The organism is Arthrobacter sp. R1-13, assembly GCF_054161475.1.
Window position 1 is genome coordinate 2476375 of record NZ_CP096420.1, and the last position, 20546, is coordinate 2496920.

Here is a 20546-nt window from a genome sequence, read left to right on the forward strand (position 1 = left end):
CCCTTGAACGTCCGTTACTTCGCTGCCGCGCGCGCCGCTGCAGGTGTGGAGGAAGAGCGCTTCGAACTCCCCGCGGGATCTTCAGTAGAGGACCTCCTCGCCGCCGTGCTCAAGGTGGAACGTCCCGAGCCGCCTGCCGGGACCCCGCCGCTGGGGCGCCTCCTGTCGCGGAGCAGTTTCCTGTTGAACGAGGTAGCTGTCCGGGACCGGTCCGTTGTGGTGAGACCGGACGACGTCGTCGATGTACTGCCGCCCTTCGCGGGCGGTTAGGCGTAGCAATCAGAGGGCGCGGTTGGTCAGTTACGCGCGGTCCAGCAGTCAGGCGCGCCGGCAGACTGACGTCATGAACGGTCGGAAATCGTGGTCATCCCGGAGCCTGAGATCGGCTGTGTGCGTCAACACGCCGTCGTCGACACGGAAACGGTGCCTTGCCGTTCCATCCTCACTGCGACGCTCAACCGTCAGTGTTCCTTCATGCCAGGAGCCGCGGGCGGGAGTCCCGGGCGGCCCTCCCATACTGTCCACGTAGTACCACAGGGTCTCGTGGTGGTCAGGGTCCACTGTGAAGACTCCGTGGCCCTCGAAGTGGGTGCCGTCTGCTTCGACGTGGCGGTAGCTCTGCACGATGGCGAAGCCTCCTGCCGCGCGTGTGAAGGTCACCTCTGCGTGGGCTGTCCGCGGCGGACTCCAGGCGGTCGCAGCGAGCTCTGTGACGCCCGTCCAGTGTCCGAGGAACACCTCCAGAGCGGAATGTCCCTTGCCGGGCTGCCCACCGTCCATGCTTCCTCCCGACTGGCGCCGCCTATGGCACCATCATCGCCACAGCAACAGACGGTGTCCAGAGCAACAGACCGTGGCCAGAGCCGGGGTGGGCAGCAGGGGTCAGCGGCCAGTCGAGAGTCAGCGTCAAACCCAAAGGCCCAACGACGATAAGGAGTCAGAGCCCGAACGTTTCGCTTTCCTCAAATGGGCCCACCACGGTCACAGTCCGTGGAGCCGCGGCGAGCTCGCGCGCCAGCGTCTGCACTTCAGCTGCCGTCACCGACTTGATGAGGCGAAGGGTCTCATCGATGTCCTGGTACTCCCCCGAGACCAACTCGGCCCTGCCCAGCCGTGACATCCGTGACCCGGTATCTTCCAGGGCAAGGACAATTCCGCCACAGAGCTGACCCACGGCTTTACGGAGTTCGTCCTCCGAGATTCCGTCCTGGGCGAGCTTATCGAGCTCGGCGCCCAGGAGCTGGAGGACCTGCCGTACCTTGGACGGAGTGCAGCCTGCATACATGCCGAAGTAGCCGGCATCGGCGTAGGAGGAGGCAAAGGAGTACGTGGAATAGACCAGCCCGCGCTTTTCACGGACCTCCTGGAACAGCCGGGAGGACATCCCGCCGCCCAGTACAGCGTTCAGCACGCTCATGACAAACCGACGGTCGTCTGTCGCAACGATGGTGGGGCAACCCACAATGATGTTGGCCTGTTCCACCGGTCGCTTGACCACGTGCAACCCCGCGGTGCCCGTAATTTGGGCAGGGACTGTGGAGCGGCGCTGGACGGGCTCCGCGCCACTTTCGAGTTCCCAGCCCGCAACTCGCAGGGCGTCCACCACAAGGCGGCAGACGACGTCGTGATCCAGTCCGCCGGCGGCGGTAATCACCAGTTCGTCAGGGCGGTAATAGCGCCGGTAATGGTCCCAGACGGAGTCGCGGGCCACCGCCATGATTGCTTCAGGGGTTCCGCCGATGGGCCTGCCGAGGGGATGAGTTCCCAGCACGGCCGCCACAAAGTGCTCATGGGCGACGTCGGTGGGGTCGTCGCTGTCCATGGCAATCTCTTCCAGGATGACGTCGCGCTCCTGCTCCATCTCCTGGGGATCCAGGACGGCCCCGGTGATCATGTCGGCAATGACATCGATGGCCATAGGGAGGTCCGTGTCCAGCACCCGGGCGAAGTAGCACGTGCTTTCCTTGGCAGTGGCAGCGTTCGATTCCCCACCCACCTCATCAAAGGCGGAGGCGATTTCGAGGGCCGTACGCCTGCGGGTCCCCTTGAACAGAAGGTGCTCAAGGAAGTGGGTTGAACCGTGCTGGCCAGGAGCCTCATCCCGGGAACCGACCCCCACCCAGAACCCGATGGTGGCAGAGCGCTGACCCGGCATTTCCTCCGTCAGGACGCGCACACCTCCGGGGAGCACAGAGCGCCGGACCACGGCCCCGCCGTCGGCTCCATGGATCAGAGTCTCACCGGGCTGGTTCTGCTTGAGCGGCAGGGGTACGACAGTCATTAAGGCCTTTCAATGATGCAGGTCAAATCTGCCTGCAATGCTATCAGCGGCTGCTGTTCCAAAGGTTCAGGGGATTAACGGCTGAGGGCCGGTGGATCATCCACCGGCCCCGCCGTTATTGCTGGTGCTGCTGACTACTCGGAGTCAGCGCCCTCGCCCTCCGAAGGAGCCGAAGCGTGAACGCGTTCGGATTCTTCGCCCGCGCCTTCTTCCTCAGCCACCACCGGAGACAGGGACAGCTTTCCGCGGTCATCGATCTTGGTGATTTCCACCTGGATTTTTTGGCCCACCGAAACAACGTCATCGACGTTATCCACGCGCTTGCCGCTGGCCAGCTTGCGCAGCTCGGAGATGTGCAGCAGGCCGTCCTTGCCCGGGGTCAGGGAGATGAACGCACCGAAGGTGGTGGTCTTGACGACCGTACCGAGGTAGCGCTCGCCTATTTCCGGAACCTGGGGGTTGGCAATGGCGTTGATGGCGGAACGTGCTGCATCTGCAGACGGACCGTTGGTGGCGCCAATGTAGACCGTGCCGTCATCCTCGATGGAGATGTCAGCGCCGGTGTCCTCCTGGATCTGGTTGATCATCTTGCCCTTGGGGCCAATGACCTCGCCGATCTTGTCCACGGGGATCTTGACGGCGATGACGCGGGGGGCGAACTCGGAGAGTTCATCCGGGGTGTCGATCGCTGCGTTGATGACCTCGAGGATGTGCAGGCGGGCTTCGCGGGCCTGCTTCAGTGCTGCTGCAAGGACCGACGCCGGGATGCCGTCGAGCTTGGTGTCCAGCTGGATGGCAGTGACGAACTCGGACGTACCGGCGACCTTGAAGTCCATGTCGCCGAAGGCGTCTTCTGCACCGAGGATGTCGGTCAGCGCAGCGTAGCGGGTCTGGCCGTCAACCTGGTCGGAGACCAGGCCCATGGCGATACCTGCAACAGCGGCCTTCAGCGGCACGCCTGCGTTGAGCATCGACAGGGTTGATGCACAAACTGAACCCATCGACGTCGAACCGTTGGAGCTGAGAGCCTCAGACACCTGGCGGATGGCGTACGGGAACTCCTCGCGGGACGGCAGCACCGGCACGAGCGCGCGCTCGGCAAGGGCACCGTGGCCGATTTCGCGGCGCTTCGGGGAACCGACGCGGCCCGTCTCACCGGTGGAGTACGGCGGGAAGTTGTAGTTGTGCATGTAGCGCTTGCGCGTCACAGGCGACAGGGAGTCGATCTGCTGTTCCATCTTGAGCATGTTCAAGGTGGTGACGCCCATGATCTGGGTTTCGCCGCGTTCGAAGATCGCGGAACCGTGCACGCGGGGCAGAACCTCAACCTCGGCTGTGAGCTGGCGGATGTCCGTCAGGCCACGGCCGTCAATGCGGATCTGGTCCTTCAGGATACGCTGGCGCACAACCTGCTTGGTGACCGAGCGGAATGCAGCGGAGAGCTCCTTTTCACGGCCTTCGAACTGGCCGGCGAGTGAGGAGGTGACCTCGTCCTTGAGCGCGTCCGAAGCGTCGTTGCGCTCCGTCTTGTCGGCGATCTGGAAGATAGCGGCCAGCTTGTCCGCGGCGGCAGACTCAACTGCTGCGTAGACGTCGTCTTCGTAGTCCAGGAAGACCGGGAACTCGACGGTGGGCTTGGCCGCGCGGGCGGCGAGGTCAGCCTGGGCGTCACACAGGGCCTTGATGAACGGCTTGGCAGCCTCGAGGCCCTCGGAAACAACCTCTTCCGTGGGGGCAGTAGCGCCCTGTTCCTTGATGAGGTTCCAGGAGTTATCCGTTGCTTCGGCTTCAACCATCATGATGGCGACGTCATCGCCAGCGATGCGGCCGGCAACAACCATGTTGAACACGGAGTTTTCGAGCTGCGAGTGCTTCGGGAACGCGACCCACTGGGAACCGTTCTCGTCGGCCACGAGGGCAACGCGCACGCCGCCGATGGGGCCGGAGAAGGGCAGGCCCGAGAGCTGTGTGGACATCGAGGAAGCGTTGATGGCTACAACGTCATATAGCTCGTCCGGGTTGATGGCGAGGACGGTAACAACGATCTGAACCTCGTTGCGCAGGCCCTTGACGAAGGCCGGACGCAGGGGGCGGTCCATGAGGCGGCAGGCCAGGATGGCCTCCGTGGACGGGCGGCCTTCGCGACGGAAGAACGAACCCGGGATACGGCCCGCAGCGTACATGCGCTCTTCGACGTCGACCGTCAGCGGGAAGAAGTCAAAACCTTCGCGCGGCTGCTTGCCTGCGGTGGTTGCGGAGAGCAGCGCGGTGTCTTCGTCGATGTACACCATCGCTGCGCCGGCTGCCTGCTTGGCGAGGCGGCCGGTTTCGAAGCGGATTACACGCTTGCCGAAGCGGCCATTGTCAATAACTGCTTCTGAGAACTGGATTTCGGGACCCTCCAAGAGAGTCACCTCCGTTTCTTGTTTAACGGAAGTCCAGCCGCATCAACCCAACCCAGCATCTGTCGACTGGATTGCACTGCACCCGGTCATCGATCGAGACCCACGGGCCGGGGCTTCGTTCTTCGAAGCCGTTCCCGGGGATCACTACCGAGGACCGCGAATGCGTGATGCGGTTGATCCTCCTGTTGAATTTTATTGTGAAGAAGGCGGCCCGTTCCGTGCAGGAAAGGGCCGCCCCCTAAGTCTGACTAGCGGCGCAGGCCGAGGCGCTCGATGAGCGCACGGTAGCGGGCAATGTCAGTGTTCTTGAGGTAGGTCAGCATGCGCTTACGACGCCCAACCATGGCCAGCAGGCCGCGCTGGGTGTGGTAATCGTGCTTGTGCTCCTTCATGTGCTCAGTGAGATCCTTGATCCGCTGAGTCAGGACTGCAACCTGGACCTCCGGTGAACCGGTGTCGGCCTCGGACGTTGCGAAATCCTTGATGATGGACTGCTTTACAGCGGCGTCAAGTGCCACAATAACTCCTAGAGATGTGCCGTGAGGCCCGAATCAGTAACTCACTGCCGGGGATGCTGGTCCGACTTTCCAGAGAAGGCCCGACACAACAGGAACCAGCCGCCACGGACTGCAGCCGGATCCATCGTTTAGTTTACCGGCAGCGGCCTAATCTTGTCGAAACAGAGGGTGTCTGAGCAGAAGCTGCCCAAGTGTTGTTGGTCTGGCAGCCGGCCGTATTGCACCGTCAGATCGTTCACCTGTCAGTCGTCCATGAGCTGACGGATGGCAGCCATGCCCTCGAACAGCTCATGGAACGACGTGCTCAACGGTGACAAACCGATCCTGAGCCCGTGCGGAGCCCGGAAGTCCGGGATGATGTCCCGTTCCCAGAGCGCCGACGTCATCTCCCGGAACGCAGGGTGATCCACAGTGATGTGACTGCCTCGCTGATCCGGATCCCGCGGAGTTGAAAGTTGGGCTCCCCGCGGTGCAAGCCACGAGTCGTGGAGTTCCACAGCAAATGCGGTAAGAAGACACGACTTCCTGCGGACTGCCTCCATGCCGGCCTCCTCAATCAGGTCCAACATGCCGCGCATGGCCATCATGGCGAATACGGCAGGTGTCCCGCTGAGGAAGCCTCGGATTCCGGGCGCTGCTTCATAACCGACAGCCATCTCGAAAGCGTCCTTGCGACCCATCCAGCCCCAGATGGGTTGAGTCAGTCCGGGAAGGTGCCCGGCGTTGACATACGCGAACGCCGGTGACCCCGGCCCACCGTTGAGGTACTTGTATGTGCAGCCGGCAGCGAAGTCCACTTCGTTGGCGTCCAGCCCAATTTCTACCGACCCGGCGGAGTGGCAAAGGTCCCAGACCATTAGGGCACCGGCGTCGTGCGCTGCTTTGGTAATGCCCCGAAGGTCCGCAAGGTGGCCCGAGCGGTAAGCCACATGGCTCAGGACGACGACGGCGGTGGCCGGCCCGGTGACGGCTCGCACCTCTTCGACCGTGACGCCGGCGGCTGGATCCGGTGTGATCCACCGCAGGGTGAGGCCTTGCTCGCCGGCAATCCCTTCGACCAGGTATCGGTCCGTGGGGAAATTTTCGGTGTCCAGGACGATTTCGTTTCGGCCGGGATCGGTGACGGCTGCAAGCGCCGCCCTTATGAGCTTGTACAGCACCACGGTGGTGGAATCCGCGATAATTACTTGTCCTGGGGCAGCGCCCAGAACAGCGCGTCCCAACTGGTCGCCGATGGCCTGCGGCAGGTCAAGCCATTCCTCGTCCCAACCCCGGATGAGCCGGCCACCCCAGCTTTCTTCGATAAAGCGGCTGATATCTTCCGGCGTTCTTTTCAAAGGGCGGCCCAGCGAATTGCCGTCCAGATAGGACAAGGTGCTCTCGGCGCCGATGAACTGGCCTCGGTAAGCAGCCAGGGGATCCTCTGCGTCGAGTTGCTTAGCGCGGGCCAAAAGGCTGTCATCACTGGCTGTCCGCCCGGCCAATTGGTGCTGGTGGACGTCTGCCGGTGTTGGTCGCTTCACTGCCCGATCTCCGTCCGGACAGCGAATAGCTCGGGAAAGAAGGTCAATTCCAAGGCTTTCTGCAGGAAGGCAGCCCCGGTGGATCCGCCAGTGCCCGTTTTCATGCCGATGGTCCTTTGAACGGTCCGCAGATGCCGGAACCGCCAGAGCTGGAAGTTGTCCTCAAGGTCCACCAGTTCCTCACACGCCTCATAGGCCCCCCAGTTGTCCACCGCGTTTTCATAGATGTACTTGAAGACAGGGACCAGTTCAGGGCTGAATTCGTGGGCACGGGTGACGTCGCGGTTCAGCACCGACTCAGGAATGTCGAAGCCTTGCCGGTGCAGATATGCCAGGAACTCGTCATAAATGCTCGGAGCCTCCAGGAGGAGCCTCAGTTGTTCGTGCGCTTCGGGATCGGATTCGAAGACTGGCAGCATTTTGCGGTTTTTGTTGCCCAGTACGAATTCCACGGCCCGGTACTGGCTGGATTGGAACCCTGAGGAGTTACCGAGAAAGCCGCGGAACTGGGCGTATTCCGTGGGTGTGAGGGTAGCCAGGACGGACCATTGCTCGGTCAGCGTCTTCTGGATGTGCTTTACACGGGCAATTTCCTTCAGTGCCGAACCAAGTTTGTCCGCGCGGAGGTGCTCGGCCGCGCTCTGGAGTTCGTGAAGCACCAGCTTGAGCCAGAGCTCGGTGGTCTGGTGCTGGATGATAAAGAGCATCTCATCGTGGTGTTCGGGGCTGCTCACAGGCTGTTGCGCGCTAAGCAGTGTCGGCAGCTGCAGGTAGGAGGCGTAGCTCATGCGCGAGCTGAAATCGCGCACGATCCCCTTGTCCAGCTTTCTGGTGTTGTTCTCGACAGCCACGGTGCCGCCTTCCTTCCAAGGACCGGAAATCAGCGCCTCACAAGCAGATCGTGAGCCTGTACGACGTCCAGGCGCATCTGCTCGACGAGCGCTTCAGGCCCACGGTACGCCACCATTCCCCGCAGCCTGGCCACAAATTCAACGACTACTGTCTGGTCGTACAGATCGAAGTCATCGGCGGACTCTTCCGGCCTGTCGATGACGTGTGCTTCCACTTGGCGGCTGACACCTTCAAAAGTGGGGTTGGAGCCGACAGAAATAGCAGCGGGCCACCGCGTGCCCGCCTGGTCCACGAGCCAGCCGGCGTAAATGCCATCAGCAGGGATATAGCCAGTTGCATCGGAGGACAGGTTGGCGGTAGGAAATCCAAGGGCACGTCCCCTTGCTGCGCCATGGACCACCTGGCCGCGCATGCGGTGTGGACGTCCCAGCACAGCCGCTGCGGTGGCGACGTCGCCGTCGCGCAGGGCTTCCCTTACCCAAGTGGAAGAACAGCGGCGGTTTCCGTCGTTGTCGCCGTTGTCCTTGCCTGCCCCAGCTTCGGGCTCATGCAAGGGGTAGCCTTCGGAACCGAACTCGCTGATGACCTGGACGTTGAAGCCGAACTTCTCCCCCAGTGCCTGCATGGTGGAAAGATCGCCGGAATTGCCTCGACCGAAGCGGGCATCATGGCCGATCACCACATGGCTGGCCTTCAAAGCACCGACGAGGACCTGCTCGACGAATTCCTCCGGAGTCAGGCTCGCGAGTTCCAGGGAGTACTTCATGACCAGTATGGCGTCGAGGCCAAGTTCTCCCAGGGCATCCAGTTTGTCCTGCAGTCCCATGATGAGTTCGGGCGCGGATTCCGGCCGATGCACTTGAGCGGGATGAGGATCGAAAGTGACTGCTACGGACTTGGCACCGTTGAGGCGGGCTGTCCGGATGAGCTGCGAAAGCACCTGCTGATGCCCGCGGTGCACGCCGTCGAAATTTCCGACTGTTACAACCGAGGGGCCGAAGTCCGCCGGGACCTCAGTCAGATCGTTCCAGATGTGGGCCATCAACCTCGCCTTACTGCCTGCCATGGAGTCGCACCGGGCCGCTCTGGGCCCGGAACACTTTTAGATTACCTGCAAATGCCGGTGGCAACCGACGCGTCGGCCGCCACCTGCAAGCCTGCTGCCCGTCCCTGTCTACGACTCCACGGGAAACAAGTCGTGGGTGAATTCGTCATTGCCTCCGGGCAAGGGGGAAATCACGGACAAAACGACCTTGCCAGGACCACCCTCACATTAAGATCCCTTAGGGCCGGAGGCGTTCAGGGCTTGGCTATGTACTCCACACCTTCTCTATGTTCCAATGCGGGTACTCGAGGCGAACGCCTTCCGTAGCTGTATTGCGTGAGAGGCAGGGCCTGTGATTGAATCGGCAGCTTTCGTTATCAGGGCATCGGGCCATGTCGTGGATTTCGTCGTGGCGCCCTTTCCGCCGGCAGACCGTGTAGCTGCCCTGCAGGCGTCGGTGCGGGGCGAGCGGCAGGAGGCTCCGTTGAGGGTTCCGTTGGTTTCCACCGGAGTGCATTCAGGGCCCATTGACTTGACGGTGGAGATCCTCGATGCGAGGCCGGAGGTCATCGCGTCAGGATGGGAAGACATCCACGAGGTGTCCCTGATGCTCCCCGAGGGCCGAGCCTTCTTCAGTGAGCCCGCAGGCTCGGAGATGAAGGACATCGGCATCATCACGGGCAATGCAAGGGGCAGCTACCGTGCCCGGCTTCACGCCACCGGCCGGGACACAGCCTTTGACTTGGTCGTGGAATCACCCGTCGAGCGGCACCTGGTCCAGTTCTGGAAGGAGCCTCCATCACCGGTGTCCGTCCTGTCCTCCAAATCCGAGCGAGGCAAAAGCCTGCCCGGTTTCATCAAAATGTGGCAGGGCCAGGGACCGCCCACCGCCACGGCCCACGCAGGACCACAACTGATAACCCAAGATTCCCCGCCGCCAGTGCACGTTATCAGCGCTGAGGCTGGTGAACGAGCGTGGCATGCCTTCAAAAGCACTTCTCGGCGATCACCTACCAGCATCAGCCGATCCCGGCCGGCGGCCCGTTCCTTGTCTCCATCATCGATTAACGTAGGCGCGGCCCGGATGACAGTGACCACAGACAGGGTAGACATCAGCTATCGCGGCTACCGTCTGGTTGACGACAGGATTCCAACGATTCCCTCCCCGCAGCAGCTGAAAGACTGCAACGGTCTCGTGTGCCCTCTGGATGCCGGGGCGGTCATCCGGACAGGCACCGATACCGGTTTCATCACCGTCGGGGTGTCGTTGCTGAACTCCGAACCAGAGTTTGCCCTCGGCGGCTGGGAGGAGGCCGTTGACGTCTCGGTTCATTCCCCTACAGGGCAGTTGGCTGTGGATGGGTTCGACCAGACTCCATCGCTGCCGGAACTGAGTACCGCCGGCCCCGGCTGGTACAGGGTCCGCTGTATGGCGCGCGGCCGGTTGTCCGAATTCGACACCATTTCCCGGGAGTCGACTGAGGAACACCTGCTTCTGGTGTGGCAGGCACCGCCCAGCCCCGAAAAGGTTCACAACATAGCCCTTCGGCCTGGTGATTCCACCTACGAATACCGGGGCGGCAGACCACTGAGCAAACCAGATCACGGCGCCAAAAAGATGTTCGACGGACCGAACGGAAGATAGATAGACCTGGAGACCTGGTCAAGGGACTGCGGTGTTTCCTAAAAGCCTGTTGAGATTGAGAATCAGAATGCAGCAACAAAAAGCAGAGTGATGATGGGCATCTGCCATCTTTTCATCGCTTGTCCTTCCACGGCCTCTTACGTGATGGGAGGACGTCATGCAGCTATTTACCGGCCCTCGCTGTAAATGAGTGCAGGTGTAGATTAGGGCATCGCAAAAGCCAGGGTGCGGGTCACGGAAGGGTCGTCTGGAGAAGCAATTCGCGAAGCGGCGCACCGAACGCTGGAAACGGACTTGGCCTCACGGGTCACCGCTTGGGTGTTCGCTATATCGATCAACATCGGGTACTCGACACCATCGGCAACCTCGTTGACCTTTGCCATCGCCGCATGAACATCATCGGCCGCCAGAACAGTCCCCGGCTTCTGCACTTGCCGCCGGAGCTGTCTCATTTTCTCGGATGTGGGACGGCTGGCCCGCAGCCAAGCCTCGCTGGACGGGTTGACGGCACGGCATCGAGTAGCTAAAACGTGAACACGGGAACGTAATAGATTCCGGAGGTGGATCATGAGCGATGCAACCGCACGCCAGGACAGCCCACGCGAGGATGCAGGAACCCCGCCCCGCCCGTCGTGGCCAAAGGTGCCGTGGCGGACAGAAGGCCTGCCCACCTCGCCCGAGCCAGGGAAAAGAGGCCGGTGGTGGCGCACGCTCATCATTGTTGCCCTGTATATCGCCGTGTTCTCTGCCCTGTCACTCCAGGACCAGCAGAGCCAGCCGCAGTCCGTACCCTACACCGAGTTCAAAGCACAGGTCCGGGACAACAACGTCGCGGAAATCTTCGCCAAGGGCCAGACCATAGACGGCACCCTCCGCACCGAGAAACCTCTGCCCGACAGCGACGGGAGCAGCTACGTCCAATTCACCACCGAACGTCCGCTCTTCGCTGATGACAACCTCCTGAGCGAACTTGAACAAAACGACGTCACCGTCCGCGCAACCCCGCTCGTGAATGAACGTGGCGTTCTGACCAACCTGCTCATCTCCGTCGCCCCCATCGCGCTGTTAGTCCTGTTTTACCTGTGGCTATTCAAAAAGCAGTCAGGCATGCTCGGCATGGGCGGCTTCGGGGCAGGGAAAAAGTTCCAGCCCGTGGACCCTGAAAAGGTCCGGGTCACCTTCAAGGACGTTGCCGGAATCGATGAGGTGGAGGCCGAAATCTCAGAAGTTGTTGATTTCCTCAAAGACCCTCAAAAGTACCAGGCCATCGGAGCCAAAGCACCCAAAGGCGTCCTGCTCAGCGGCCCGCCCGGGACCGGCAAAACCCTGCTCGCCCGTGCCACTGCAGGCGAAGCCCGCGTCCCGTTCTTCCACGCCAGTTCTTCCGAGTTCGTTGAAATGGTGGTGGGCGTCGGTGCCAGCCGCGTCCGGGAACTCTTCCAGGCAGCCCGCACGGCAGCCCCTTCCATCATCTTCATCGACGAAATCGACGCGATCGGCCGCAAAAGGAGCGGTTCCCTAACAGTCGGCGGACACGATGAACGGGAACAAACACTGAACCAGATACTCACTGAAATGGACGGGTTCTCCTCATCCGAAGGAATAGTTGTCCTGGCAGCAACAAACCGGCCCGATGTCTTGGACCCTGCCCTGCTCCGGCCCGGAAGGTTTGACCGCTCAATCACCGTGCACGCTCCAGACCAGGCCGGCCGCCTGCAAATCCTGCGCGTCCACTCAGAAAACGTGCGGCTTGCCCCCGACGCAGACCTTGACAAGGTCAGCCGCATCACCCCCGGCATGACAGGCGCAGAGCTGGCCAACCTCGTCAACGAGGCTGGACTGCTCGCCGTGAAACGTGCGCACCCCGCCGTCACCCAGCGCGACCTGCTCGACGCCCTCGAGAAAATCCAGCTCGGTACCGCCAGGAACGTCGTTATGCCCGACGACGAACGCAGACGCACCGCCTACCACGAATCCGGGCACGCCCTCCTGGGAATGCTCGAGCCCGGCGCCGACCCAGTCCGCAAAATCTCCATCATTCCCCGCGGCCGTGCTCTCGGCGTCACCCTGTCCACCCCGGACACCGACCGGTACGGGTACGACGAAAACTATCTTCGAGGCAGGATCGTTGGCGCACTGGGCGGAATGGCCGCCGAAGACCTCGTCTTCGGGGTGATCACCACAGGTGCAGAAAGCGACCTGCAGACCAGCACCCACCTGGCCCGAATGATGGTCGGACGCTGGGGCATGTCCAAGAGAATTGGCCCTGTCCAGGTCCTCCCCGAAGAAGGAGACCCCCGCAACGCGGGCGTATCCGAAAGCATGCTCGACACCGTAGCCGAAGAAGTACACACCCTGGTGGAACAATGCCACCAACGCGCCCTCACACTCCTACAGGAAAACCGGTGGCGCCTGGACTCCCTCGCCCAACGGGTCCTCGAGAAAGAAACCCTCGACGAACACGAAATCTACGAAGCCGCCGGCCTCCACCGCGCCGAGAGCCACATCGGAAAAGAAGAAGACCAAAGCCTAAACCAGTCCGCCCGGACGACCACAGCACTTGACACATCGCCTCAACACCGAACCTGACAAAGTGACCACGACCAGCCATGCTCGCCTACACGACGAGACAGTGTCTGTCCCACTTCCTTGAAACCGGGACGCCTTTGATGGGACACTCGCCGCGCGAATCTAGACCTAATTTTCCGAAGTCGTTTACACGGCACTCTGCCTGCCTGCCGGCGAAGTTCTTAACAGAACGGTGTTTCCGACCCCCCGAAGTCCGGACAGGAGCATCCCTCGCTCAACGGCCTGGCGTTTGGTCCTGACAACCAGGCGGTCGAATGCTTCTATTTCTGTTTCTCGTCCCTCCAGCGCAGGAGGCTTGAGGGCCCCAATCAAAAGGGCAAGAATCCGTTTCGGGGACACCCCTCGGATCCGAATCCTTGTGCCGTCTAGAGTTCGAGCAAGAGCTGTCTTTGCCGCCGTTGCGGCCGCGAACGCACCGCTTACTCCAGAGGGCCGACGCAGGCTCGCTTCCTGATCGTTGAGAAAGGATGGCCGGTACGTCGTGCTGCGGACCGTTTCCAATGTTCACCGTCAACCGCCTCAAAATGGACGCGTCGATACCGAGCCGGACTTTCGCTTCCTGATCGCAGCTCGCGCCCGCATCGGCAACCGGCCCGCACGCGCCAACACACCGAACGTCGCATCATCGCTCTGCGGTTCACCCGCCATTGGGGTCCACATCGGATCGGCCATCACCTCGGTATCCCGCGATCCACTGTCGGACGTGTGCTCGATCGGTACCGGATGCCGTTGCTCACCCAACTTGACCAAGCCACCGGACTCCCCGTCCGCAAGAACAAACCGGTCCGCTACGAGAAGAGCAAACCGGGCGAGCTGGTCCACGTCGACATCAAGAAGCTTGGGCGCATCCCCGATGGAGGCGGTCACCGTGTCCTTGGGCGGCAGGCCGGCGCAAGGAACAACAAGAAGCAGGGTCGCGGTTACGCCTACCTCCACCACGCGGTCGATGACCACTCACGGCTCGCCTACGCCGAAATCCTGAACGACGAGAAGAAGAAGACTGCGGCCGCGTTCTGGCGGCGCTCACGCGCGTTCTTCGCCGAGGACGGCATCCAGGTCAGCGCCGTCATACCGACAACGGTTCCTGCTATCGATCACACGCCTTCGCGGACGCCCTCGAAGGGATCAAGCAGCGTCGCATCCGCCCTTACCGGCCACAGACGAACGGGAAAGTCGAGAGATTCAACCGAACCATGGCCGCCGAATGTGCCTACGCCACCGCCTACCATTCGGACGAGGCTCGCGCGGCGGACTATCCGCGCTGGCTGCACCACTACAACCATCACCGCCCGCACTCAGGAATCGGCGGCGATGTCCCCTCGTCGCGCGTTCGCAACGTCTCCGGGAAATACAGGTGTACGGCTGGCTGTCCTGTTCCCCGTCGTACAGGAGATCGCCAGCGGCAATGGGCGCGGCTGTGCGCCGGTACGCTTCAGCGATGTAGTCTTCCAGGTCCTGGAGACCGATGCGCCACAGGCCGCGGTTATCTTGCCCGATAAGTGCTGTAGGAATTGTTTGTTTGAGCATCGTGCTCTCGTTCCTAACTCTTTTCGCAGTCCTGTGAGGATGGCGTCACCTCTCCTGCAGCTGGGCGTCTCCTCCTTTAAGCGACGGGTGGCCATCTGACTGTTTTCAGTCTGATCGGAGCCAGCCTTCCCGCGAATGATCAACAGGCGTGGTTCTACGTGTCTGGCTCAGGGAAGAGAATTATTCAGTAGCGGGCCAAGGCGTCACGGAGCATTCGGTGACCCTGTTCCTCAAACTCATAGTCGCCAACCTGGTATGCCCAAGCAGCAGTGGAAACCGCTTCCCGCAGCAGCATTGCGTTCCAGAGTTTGCTATCCCGGGGATCTGAACCGTACCCCGCGAAAAAGGCTGACTCCAAGTGAGGAGCCGTTCTCCATTGTTGTACGGCAAGGCGGCAGAAATCGCTGGCAGCTGGTCTTAACTGATACCTGCCAAAGTCGATGATCCTGAGCTCCGTGTCGTCTATGAGCCAGTTGCGTGGCTGCCAGTCACCGTGGGTCGGAACGATTACAACCGGTTCCGGCCGATAAATGCTGAATATGGCTCTGGTTTTTTCTGCGACAGACTCTTCGATGCGGTGGGGTGTGTCCAGCCAAGCCACAGCTTTGGCCGTGGCTGCCAACTCATATTCCGAGTCACTATGCCCGGTTTGCTCGTGAAAAGCACGAAGAAGATACCCGGCCTGGACGTAGGTCTCCGTCGCATGTTCGGCTTCCGTGCCTTCTACCAGGCAACCTTCCAAATAATCAGTGATCAAGATGTTCAGGAAGCTGTCGGACTGTATGAGCTTCGGTGCACGGTTCCACCCGACCAGGACCCTGGTCGAGGACTGGTGGGCTTCTATCTCACGGCGTATGTGGTGGTTGGAAGGGCCTGCGGCTTTGATAATGTACCTGCGCTGCTCATGTTCCACTTCAAGTACGGCGGTATCTGTGAGCTTCCAGGAAAGATCGTTCAGGAGACGAATGCCTGGGAGCCAGGTTTCCACGAGCTCAGCCTGCCGCGTGCTCAGCCGCTTCCGGTGCCAGGATTCCATTCCAGCAGGGTATCCGGTTTGGCGGAGCCGTGCGGATCAGGGTCTCCCGCTAGGGGCCCAACGATCCTCACGAACCGCACAGAAACCAATCACCGGCATCAGACCCTCTGCCCACGAACTCCGGGCAGAAATGGCATCTACCCACTTGTCTGAGCAAGATAACCTCTCCCGCCGACCTGAATGGCGCGCAGCTCTCCACTGCTGACCAAGCTAGAGGCTCTACCGTCTCCTGGCCTTGACGGCACGCCCGGGCGGCCCCCGTCCCGGAACGGGGACCGCCCGGAAACCTGGGCTGTCCACAGTTGGGGTCAATCCGTGTTATTCACGGCTGGAAATTGGGAGCCATAGGGGTTGCTCCCTGGTGGCAGCAGTAGCGATGGATAATTCATGAGGATTGTCCCAGGTTGTGGGCTTGGCTACACAACGAGCGGAAATAGACGGGTAGTGGCCAGGGCCGTCCGAATCATCCCCTCGGATTTTCTTCGTCCGGAATGGAACATAACGGTTTAGCGCGGCCAGAACGGACGTAATAGGGCCACAAGTAACTGATCTCCAAGCCGCCCCAAAGCAATTGCGAGAATCTTCTTCCCGGCCTCCACAACCGTTTTTGACTTCATTGAAGGAACCGCCAAGGCGACGGTTGCCTCGCGTGTGACGATATAGCTAGAGTCGGCTTGGTGCAGCACTTCATTGCGGTCATCCCGCCATCACGACTCGGCGACACCCTGCGTGAGGTGGGCAACTACCTGATGGTTGGCCCGCACATCACGGTAAAAGCGCAGCCCGGCCTCAATGGGGAGGACAAGCCCGACTGGATCAGTCGGCTGCGGCAAGCCGTGGTGCACTTCGGCGAAGTGAAGGTGCAGCTGGGTTCACTTGCGTCCTTCGGCGATACGGTCGCATACCTTGAGGTCGATTCCCCACGTATCCACGACTTGCACGACGTGCTCCTGAAGAGCATCAACCCAGCTCCGGAAGATGCAGCACGCTACTTCGAGCTCGACGGGTGGACCCCCCATCTGACCCTCGAACAAGGCCAATCGATCGACTTCAACCAGATTCGTGCAGCGGTTGATCGGCTCGGCCCTTTGCCGCCATTCACTGTCGACACACTATGGGTCTGCCGACAGGATCGCGCAGGTCAGCCCTACTACGTGGAGACTCCGATCAGTCTCCAGTAAGACAGCAGTATGAGGGGAACGACACTAACCAGGGTTCACAGTGCACATCTGCGGCCCACCGCCGCCCGCACCATCAACGAGTGCGGCCCACTGTGGGACGAAGATCGTAAAAATTTCGAAGGAGAACCGTGCGCCCTCCAATAGGTAGCCTCGATGGCAGGTCTGTGGCTTTCGGCGATAAATGGCGGCTTTTTCACGGCCCTATTTGGCGGTTGTACAGCCCGCAAGGGATCCTTGACCGGGAGGCGGCTTATTGCGCAACACTTCGATCCAAGCCAACTCTGCCAGACATCGATACTGTTGCTTCATGAGCATCAAGTTGGTTGTCGCGCATGATCGAGAACGAGGAATTGGTCGAAGCGGACAATTGCCGTGGAGTCTTCCCGGTGAGATGAAGAGGCTTTCGGCCACGACGCTTAGGACTATGGTTCCCGGACGAAAGAATGCTCTTGTAATGGGGCGAGCGACTTACGATTCCCTCCCAAGCGGTAAGCGTCCTTTGCCAGGACGCCTCAATATTGTTGTCACGAGTCGCCCAATCCGGAGACCGGGGTACTGACGGCTTCAAGTCTGGATAGTGCCATGAACCTGGCCGCCAGCGCCGATGTGGAGGACATCTTCGTCTTCGGTGGAGGCCAAATCTACGAACAAGCCCTGGAGTCGTTAATCCCCGACGAACTCCTGATTTCGGTCATCGACGAAGTGTTCGAATGCGACACCTTCTTGTCGGAGTTACCCGAGCCATACGTCCTGCGGCGTTCAACCGAACAGATCTATCACGGGACACGGGTATTCCACGAGCAATACGAACGCCTCTGACAGAGTCTTCGTGCCCCGAATAGATGACTCACCCTTTGTCTAGAATCGCGGGCCTCCGGTAGAGGATCGGCTTACGGGACCTATGGCAGAGTTACTACATGCGCTTGCTCGTGATTTTTGGTCCGCCCGCCGTCGGTAAGATGACCGTCGGACGCGAGATCGCTCAGCAGAGCGATTTCCGCCTGTTCCATAACCACACGCTCATAGAGCCTCTACTCGAAGTGTTCGACTACGGGACACCCCCGTTCAATCGACTACTTAGCGAATGGCGTGAGCAGGTCGTCGAGGAAGCGGCCATGTCAGGCACCGACCTGCTGTTCACGTTTGTCTGGGGCCTGGAGCAGCAGGCCGAAGCCGATGAGCTGACGAGATACATCCGCCCTTATGTCGAGAAGGGTGCCGACGTAGCATTCGTGGAACTGTCGGCGGATTTGGACACGCGCCTGCGACGGAATCGGACCGAGTTACGACTTGCTGAGAAGCGATCGAAGCGCGACGTGGAATGGTCGGACGCGAATGTTCGCGAGATGGAGCGTTTTCTCATGAATACTGACAGCCATGCCAATGCCGGCCAGGCTTTGCCAGGAGCCGCGCTCCTGGCGGAACACCGACATATGCGGCTGGACAACGGCGACCTCACACCGCAGGAGGCAGCGGCTCGGATTCTCGCCTGGTTGGACAAATCCCCAACGGGACGCGTGACTCAAGAGTCGTCATCCTAGCGCGTAAGCTGCGAGAACGTAGGCATGCCTGAGGGGAAGCCACCAGTCATTCAACTGCTAGGGATGGCTTCGGTCGGTTGCGCCTTCGCTTGCTTGGCTGTGGCATGACAGCATGAGGCTATGGGGAATTTTCAACGATTTCATGCAAACTACGTAGGGCGGACCGGTGTTGGCGTCGGGGTCTTCGTTGCGGTTGATCATCTTCGCCGGACCGGAAGACTCAGCGAACAAGAGATAGTTCTCCATGCCCTCACCGATGACTGGTTTCAGCAGAACCTTCCCAATCCGCCTTTTTACGATGACGGAAATTCCATAGGTGCCGTGACCTGGTTCCGGGAGGCAAGTGAGGAAATGACGGACCGTCTGCAGCCGCTCCTGTCGATTCTAGATTCGAAGGGAGTCGCATGGGAGCGGTCAGTGTCGGCTGATCCCGGGAAAGTTGTCTACGAAGATCAGTGGCAAGTGGGTGTCATCCCGTCGTCACGGCTTGTCATGACACCTTTGCCGTACCCAGGCAAGATGGGACCGAGTGACTGGTTTGAGGTTCGGAAGGAGATTCTTTCGAATTATCAGCTGTGAACCTTGGTGTCCGCGCTCCGACCGGGAAAGGTAGGAGCGCTATTGTTCGAACGGCTCTGTATCGCAACCTGGAATGGACGAAGGACGACCCCTTCAACCCCTGCGGCAGCCCGGTCACCACACCGCAGATCGTCTTCATAGTGGGTGAACGATGAGTACCGATGTCGTGCGCTCTTTCGGTTCGGACCTGCCACGTTCTGCACTGTGATGTTGGCGGCCATTGACAGCCTGCGAGGGGCAAACGGACCCTCTTCCTGGTTCCAGCCCGCCAACAGGCAAGGCGGTTCTGCCTATCGGAACCCAGGCCAAGTTGGGGCTGCGAGAATCGTGCGCTGTAGCAGTTGAGGCAGGCGTCACTAACACTTTCCTGTGGGTGTGAGGATGGTGTCTGTGGCGGAGAGCGCCCCCACGCTCGTGAGCGATACGAATCTAAGCGGACACGCCGCGAACGTCCCCGGCATATATCGGTTAACTAAATATCTTTATGGCATGACTAAGCGTCCCATGCGTGAACCAACGTTCCTGATCCTTTCCGTGCTCGCCCAGGGCCCGGCCCACGGCTATGCATTGATTACCGAAACGAAAAAGCTATCGGGAGGGCGCGTAACGCTGCAGCCCGGCACGCTGTACACGGCCTTGGACCGGTTGAAGGAAGAGGGCCTGGTGTCCGTGACCCGGGAAGAAGTCGTGGACAGCCGGCTACGCCGGTACTACGAGTTGACCGATGTCGGGGCGGGTGAGTTGGGCGGAGAAATTGCCAGGCTGGAGTCGAACGTGGTGGCAGCCAAAGCTTCTCTGCAGATCCGCTCGGCACGTCTGGCAGGTGGGCTGACATGAGCATGGATTCGGAGCTGGAACGCCGGTACAGATTGGCTTTGAACTTCTACCCCTCCAGCTGGCGACGGGAACATGGGGATGAGCTCTTAGGGGTGCTTATGGATGTGGCCGAGGATCAGCAACGGGTGAAGCCCGGAGCTAAGGAAATGCTCAATCTGGGCCTCAGTGGACTGCTCGCCCGAATCATGCTGGTTGTTGGAGGCATCCCAGTGCACCGCCGTTCCCGTATTGCCGTTGGGGCGACGGTCATCGGTTCCGCGGCGGCAGCGACGATGATGGTGCTGGGGGAAGTGGGGCGCTGGTTCCGGTATGGCAGCTATGGGACCGACGTGATGCTGTTCGGGCCGTTTACCACGGCGGCATCCGTGGTTTATCTTCTGTGCCTGTGCGCTTTCCTGGCAACCATGCTTCGAATGCCCAAAGTCCGGGTGGCCGCTCACGTGCTGACGATAGCGGCGGCAATCACGCTTCCTCTCGCGACATTTTTGACGCATACCGTCGTCACTCCTGACTGGTACATCCCGGCATTCTTTGCCGTCGCGGCCATCCTTGCCCTGCTCGGGGATCCCAATCGAACCGTTGGTGCCCCCGCATTGATGCGTTGGGCTGCGCCTGCCTTGGCAGCTGGCCTGACCTTCGTTGCGTACCGTCATGGGGCCGGCGCACGGATGACCTTTTACAGCGATTACTCCTGGAACCAATTCCCGGTCAGCATGTCGTTTGTTCTCGCTTTGGTCTTCGTAACGGCGCTTACCCTCAGTAACAGAGCGGTTTTGCCTTGGGTGACATACCTCGTGGTGTTCGCCCTGCCGCTTTACCTCTGGTTCACCGGACTTCTCGCCGTGCAATACAACCCCGCCACCTACTTCATCGGATCCAGCATCCTGGCTGCCATGGCCGCCTGGTACGTGGCCAAGTACCCTCTCCGTGCTGGTGATAAATACACACCCGCAGGCTAGGCGCAGCCACCCCCGCGTGGGGTGCCGA

General features: G+C 60.8%; 19 protein-coding genes and 1 pseudogene. 11 read left to right on the forward strand and 9 right to left on the reverse strand.

The annotated features are described in order from the left end of the window. Nucleotides 1–3 precede the first annotated feature (3 nt). Nucleotides 4–270, forward strand: a complete 267-nt coding sequence (locus tag M1D88_RS11355; protein WP_458110980.1) for a MoaD/ThiS family protein — start codon at nucleotides 4–6, stop codon at nucleotides 268–270. 48 nt (nucleotides 271–318) lie between these two features. On the opposite strand, the gene M1D88_RS11360 is transcribed toward M1D88_RS11355, so the two are convergent. From M1D88_RS11360 to M1D88_RS11390, 7 genes are all read right to left on the reverse strand, one after another. After that, nucleotides 319–780, reverse strand: a complete 462-nt coding sequence (locus M1D88_RS11360; RefSeq protein WP_458110981.1) for a DUF1579 family protein — start codon at nucleotides 778–780, stop codon at nucleotides 319–321. Between the two features lie 157 nt (nucleotides 781–937). Then, a complete protein-coding gene (locus tag M1D88_RS11365) occupies nucleotides 938–2281 on the reverse strand; it encodes a M16 family metallopeptidase (RefSeq protein ID WP_458110982.1) in 1344 nt (447 codons plus the stop codon). Between the two features lie 134 nt (nucleotides 2282–2415). After that, nucleotides 2416–4686, reverse strand: a complete 2271-nt coding sequence (locus M1D88_RS11370) for a polyribonucleotide nucleotidyltransferase (RefSeq protein ID WP_458114502.1) — start codon at nucleotides 4684–4686, stop codon at nucleotides 2416–2418. 248 nt (nucleotides 4687–4934) lie between these two features. Further along, complete coding sequence (rpsO, locus tag M1D88_RS11375) at nucleotides 4935–5204, reverse strand: 30S ribosomal protein S15 (protein WP_247048644.1); 270 nt, start codon at nucleotides 5202–5204, stop codon at nucleotides 4935–4937. Between the two features lie 242 nt (nucleotides 5205–5446). Next, the gene (gene kynU, locus M1D88_RS11380) at nucleotides 5447–6688 is read right to left on the reverse strand and encodes a kynureninase (RefSeq protein WP_458114503.1); all 1242 of its coding nucleotides are present in this window, start codon (nucleotides 6686–6688) and stop codon (nucleotides 5447–5449) included. A 35-nt stretch (nucleotides 6689–6723) separates the two neighbouring features. Next, nucleotides 6724–7578 (reverse strand): tryptophan 2,3-dioxygenase, encoded by an 855-nt coding sequence (gene kynA, locus M1D88_RS11385; protein WP_458110983.1) that lies wholly within the window; start codon nucleotides 7576–7578, stop codon nucleotides 6724–6726. Nucleotides 7579–7607: 29 nt separating this feature from the next. Beyond that, a complete protein-coding gene (locus M1D88_RS11390; RefSeq protein WP_458110984.1) occupies nucleotides 7608–8621 on the reverse strand; it encodes a bifunctional riboflavin kinase/FAD synthetase in 1014 nt (337 codons plus the stop codon). A 355-nt stretch (nucleotides 8622–8976) separates the two neighbouring features. Between M1D88_RS11390 and M1D88_RS11395 the strand changes: the two genes are divergently transcribed. After that, nucleotides 8977–10269: a hypothetical protein gene (locus M1D88_RS11395; RefSeq protein ID WP_458110985.1), complete on the forward strand. Its 1293-nt coding sequence runs from the start codon at nucleotides 8977–8979 to the stop codon at nucleotides 10267–10269. A 203-nt stretch (nucleotides 10270–10472) separates the two neighbouring features. Here M1D88_RS11395 and M1D88_RS11400 read toward each other — a convergent pair whose 3' ends face one another. Further along, a complete protein-coding gene (locus M1D88_RS11400) occupies nucleotides 10473–10721 on the reverse strand; it encodes a hypothetical protein (RefSeq protein WP_458110986.1) in 249 nt (82 codons plus the stop codon). Between the two features lie 115 nt (nucleotides 10722–10836). Between M1D88_RS11400 and ftsH the strand changes: the two genes are divergently transcribed. Next, complete coding sequence (ftsH, locus tag M1D88_RS11405; protein WP_458110987.1) at nucleotides 10837–12858, forward strand: ATP-dependent zinc metalloprotease FtsH; 2022 nt, start codon at nucleotides 10837–10839, stop codon at nucleotides 12856–12858. Nucleotides 12859–13216: 358 nt separating this feature from the next. Then, nucleotides 13217–14210: pseudogene (locus M1D88_RS11410) on the forward strand (IS481 family transposase); the annotation flags it as partial. A gap of 359 nt (nucleotides 14211–14569) precedes the next feature. On the opposite strand, the gene M1D88_RS11415 reads toward M1D88_RS11410, so the two are convergent. Next, a complete protein-coding gene (locus tag M1D88_RS11415) occupies nucleotides 14570–15421 on the reverse strand; it encodes a phosphotransferase (RefSeq protein WP_458110988.1) in 852 nt (283 codons plus the stop codon). A 677-nt stretch (nucleotides 15422–16098) separates the two neighbouring features. On the opposite strand from M1D88_RS11415, the gene M1D88_RS11420 reads away from it, so the two are divergent. The 7 genes from M1D88_RS11420 to M1D88_RS11450 all read left to right on the forward strand — a co-directional run bounded on the left by M1D88_RS11420 (nucleotide 16099) and on the right by M1D88_RS11450 (nucleotide 20518). Beyond that, on the forward strand, nucleotides 16099–16602 hold the full coding sequence (locus M1D88_RS11420) for a 2'-5' RNA ligase family protein (protein WP_458110989.1): 504 nt from the start codon (nucleotides 16099–16101) through the stop codon (nucleotides 16600–16602). A 307-nt stretch (nucleotides 16603–16909) separates the two neighbouring features. Then, nucleotides 16910–17161, forward strand: coding sequence for a dihydrofolate reductase (locus M1D88_RS11425; RefSeq protein ID WP_458110990.1), 252 nt, complete (start codon nucleotides 16910–16912; stop codon nucleotides 17159–17161). Between the two features lie 23 nt (nucleotides 17162–17184). Continuing rightward, entirely contained in the window at nucleotides 17185–17421 is a 237-nt protein-coding gene (locus M1D88_RS11430; RefSeq protein ID WP_458110991.1) for a dihydrofolate reductase, read from the forward strand. Nucleotides 17422–17519: 98 nt separating this feature from the next. Further along, the gene (locus tag M1D88_RS11435; RefSeq protein ID WP_458110992.1) at nucleotides 17520–18143 is read left to right on the forward strand and encodes an AAA family ATPase; all 624 of its coding nucleotides are present in this window, start codon (nucleotides 17520–17522) and stop codon (nucleotides 18141–18143) included. Nucleotides 18144–18263: 120 nt separating this feature from the next. Further along, nucleotides 18264–18722, forward strand: coding sequence for a hypothetical protein (locus tag M1D88_RS11440; RefSeq protein WP_458110993.1), 459 nt, complete (start codon nucleotides 18264–18266; stop codon nucleotides 18720–18722). Between the two features lie 489 nt (nucleotides 18723–19211). Next, entirely contained in the window at nucleotides 19212–19559 is a 348-nt protein-coding gene (locus M1D88_RS11445; protein ID WP_458110994.1) for a PadR family transcriptional regulator, read from the forward strand. Then, nucleotides 19556–20518 (forward strand): hypothetical protein, encoded by a 963-nt coding sequence (locus M1D88_RS11450; RefSeq protein ID WP_458110995.1) that lies wholly within the window; start codon nucleotides 19556–19558, stop codon nucleotides 20516–20518. The genes M1D88_RS11445 and M1D88_RS11450 overlap by 4 nt, the downstream gene beginning before the upstream one ends. The last annotated feature ends 28 nt before the right edge of the window (nucleotides 20519–20546 follow it).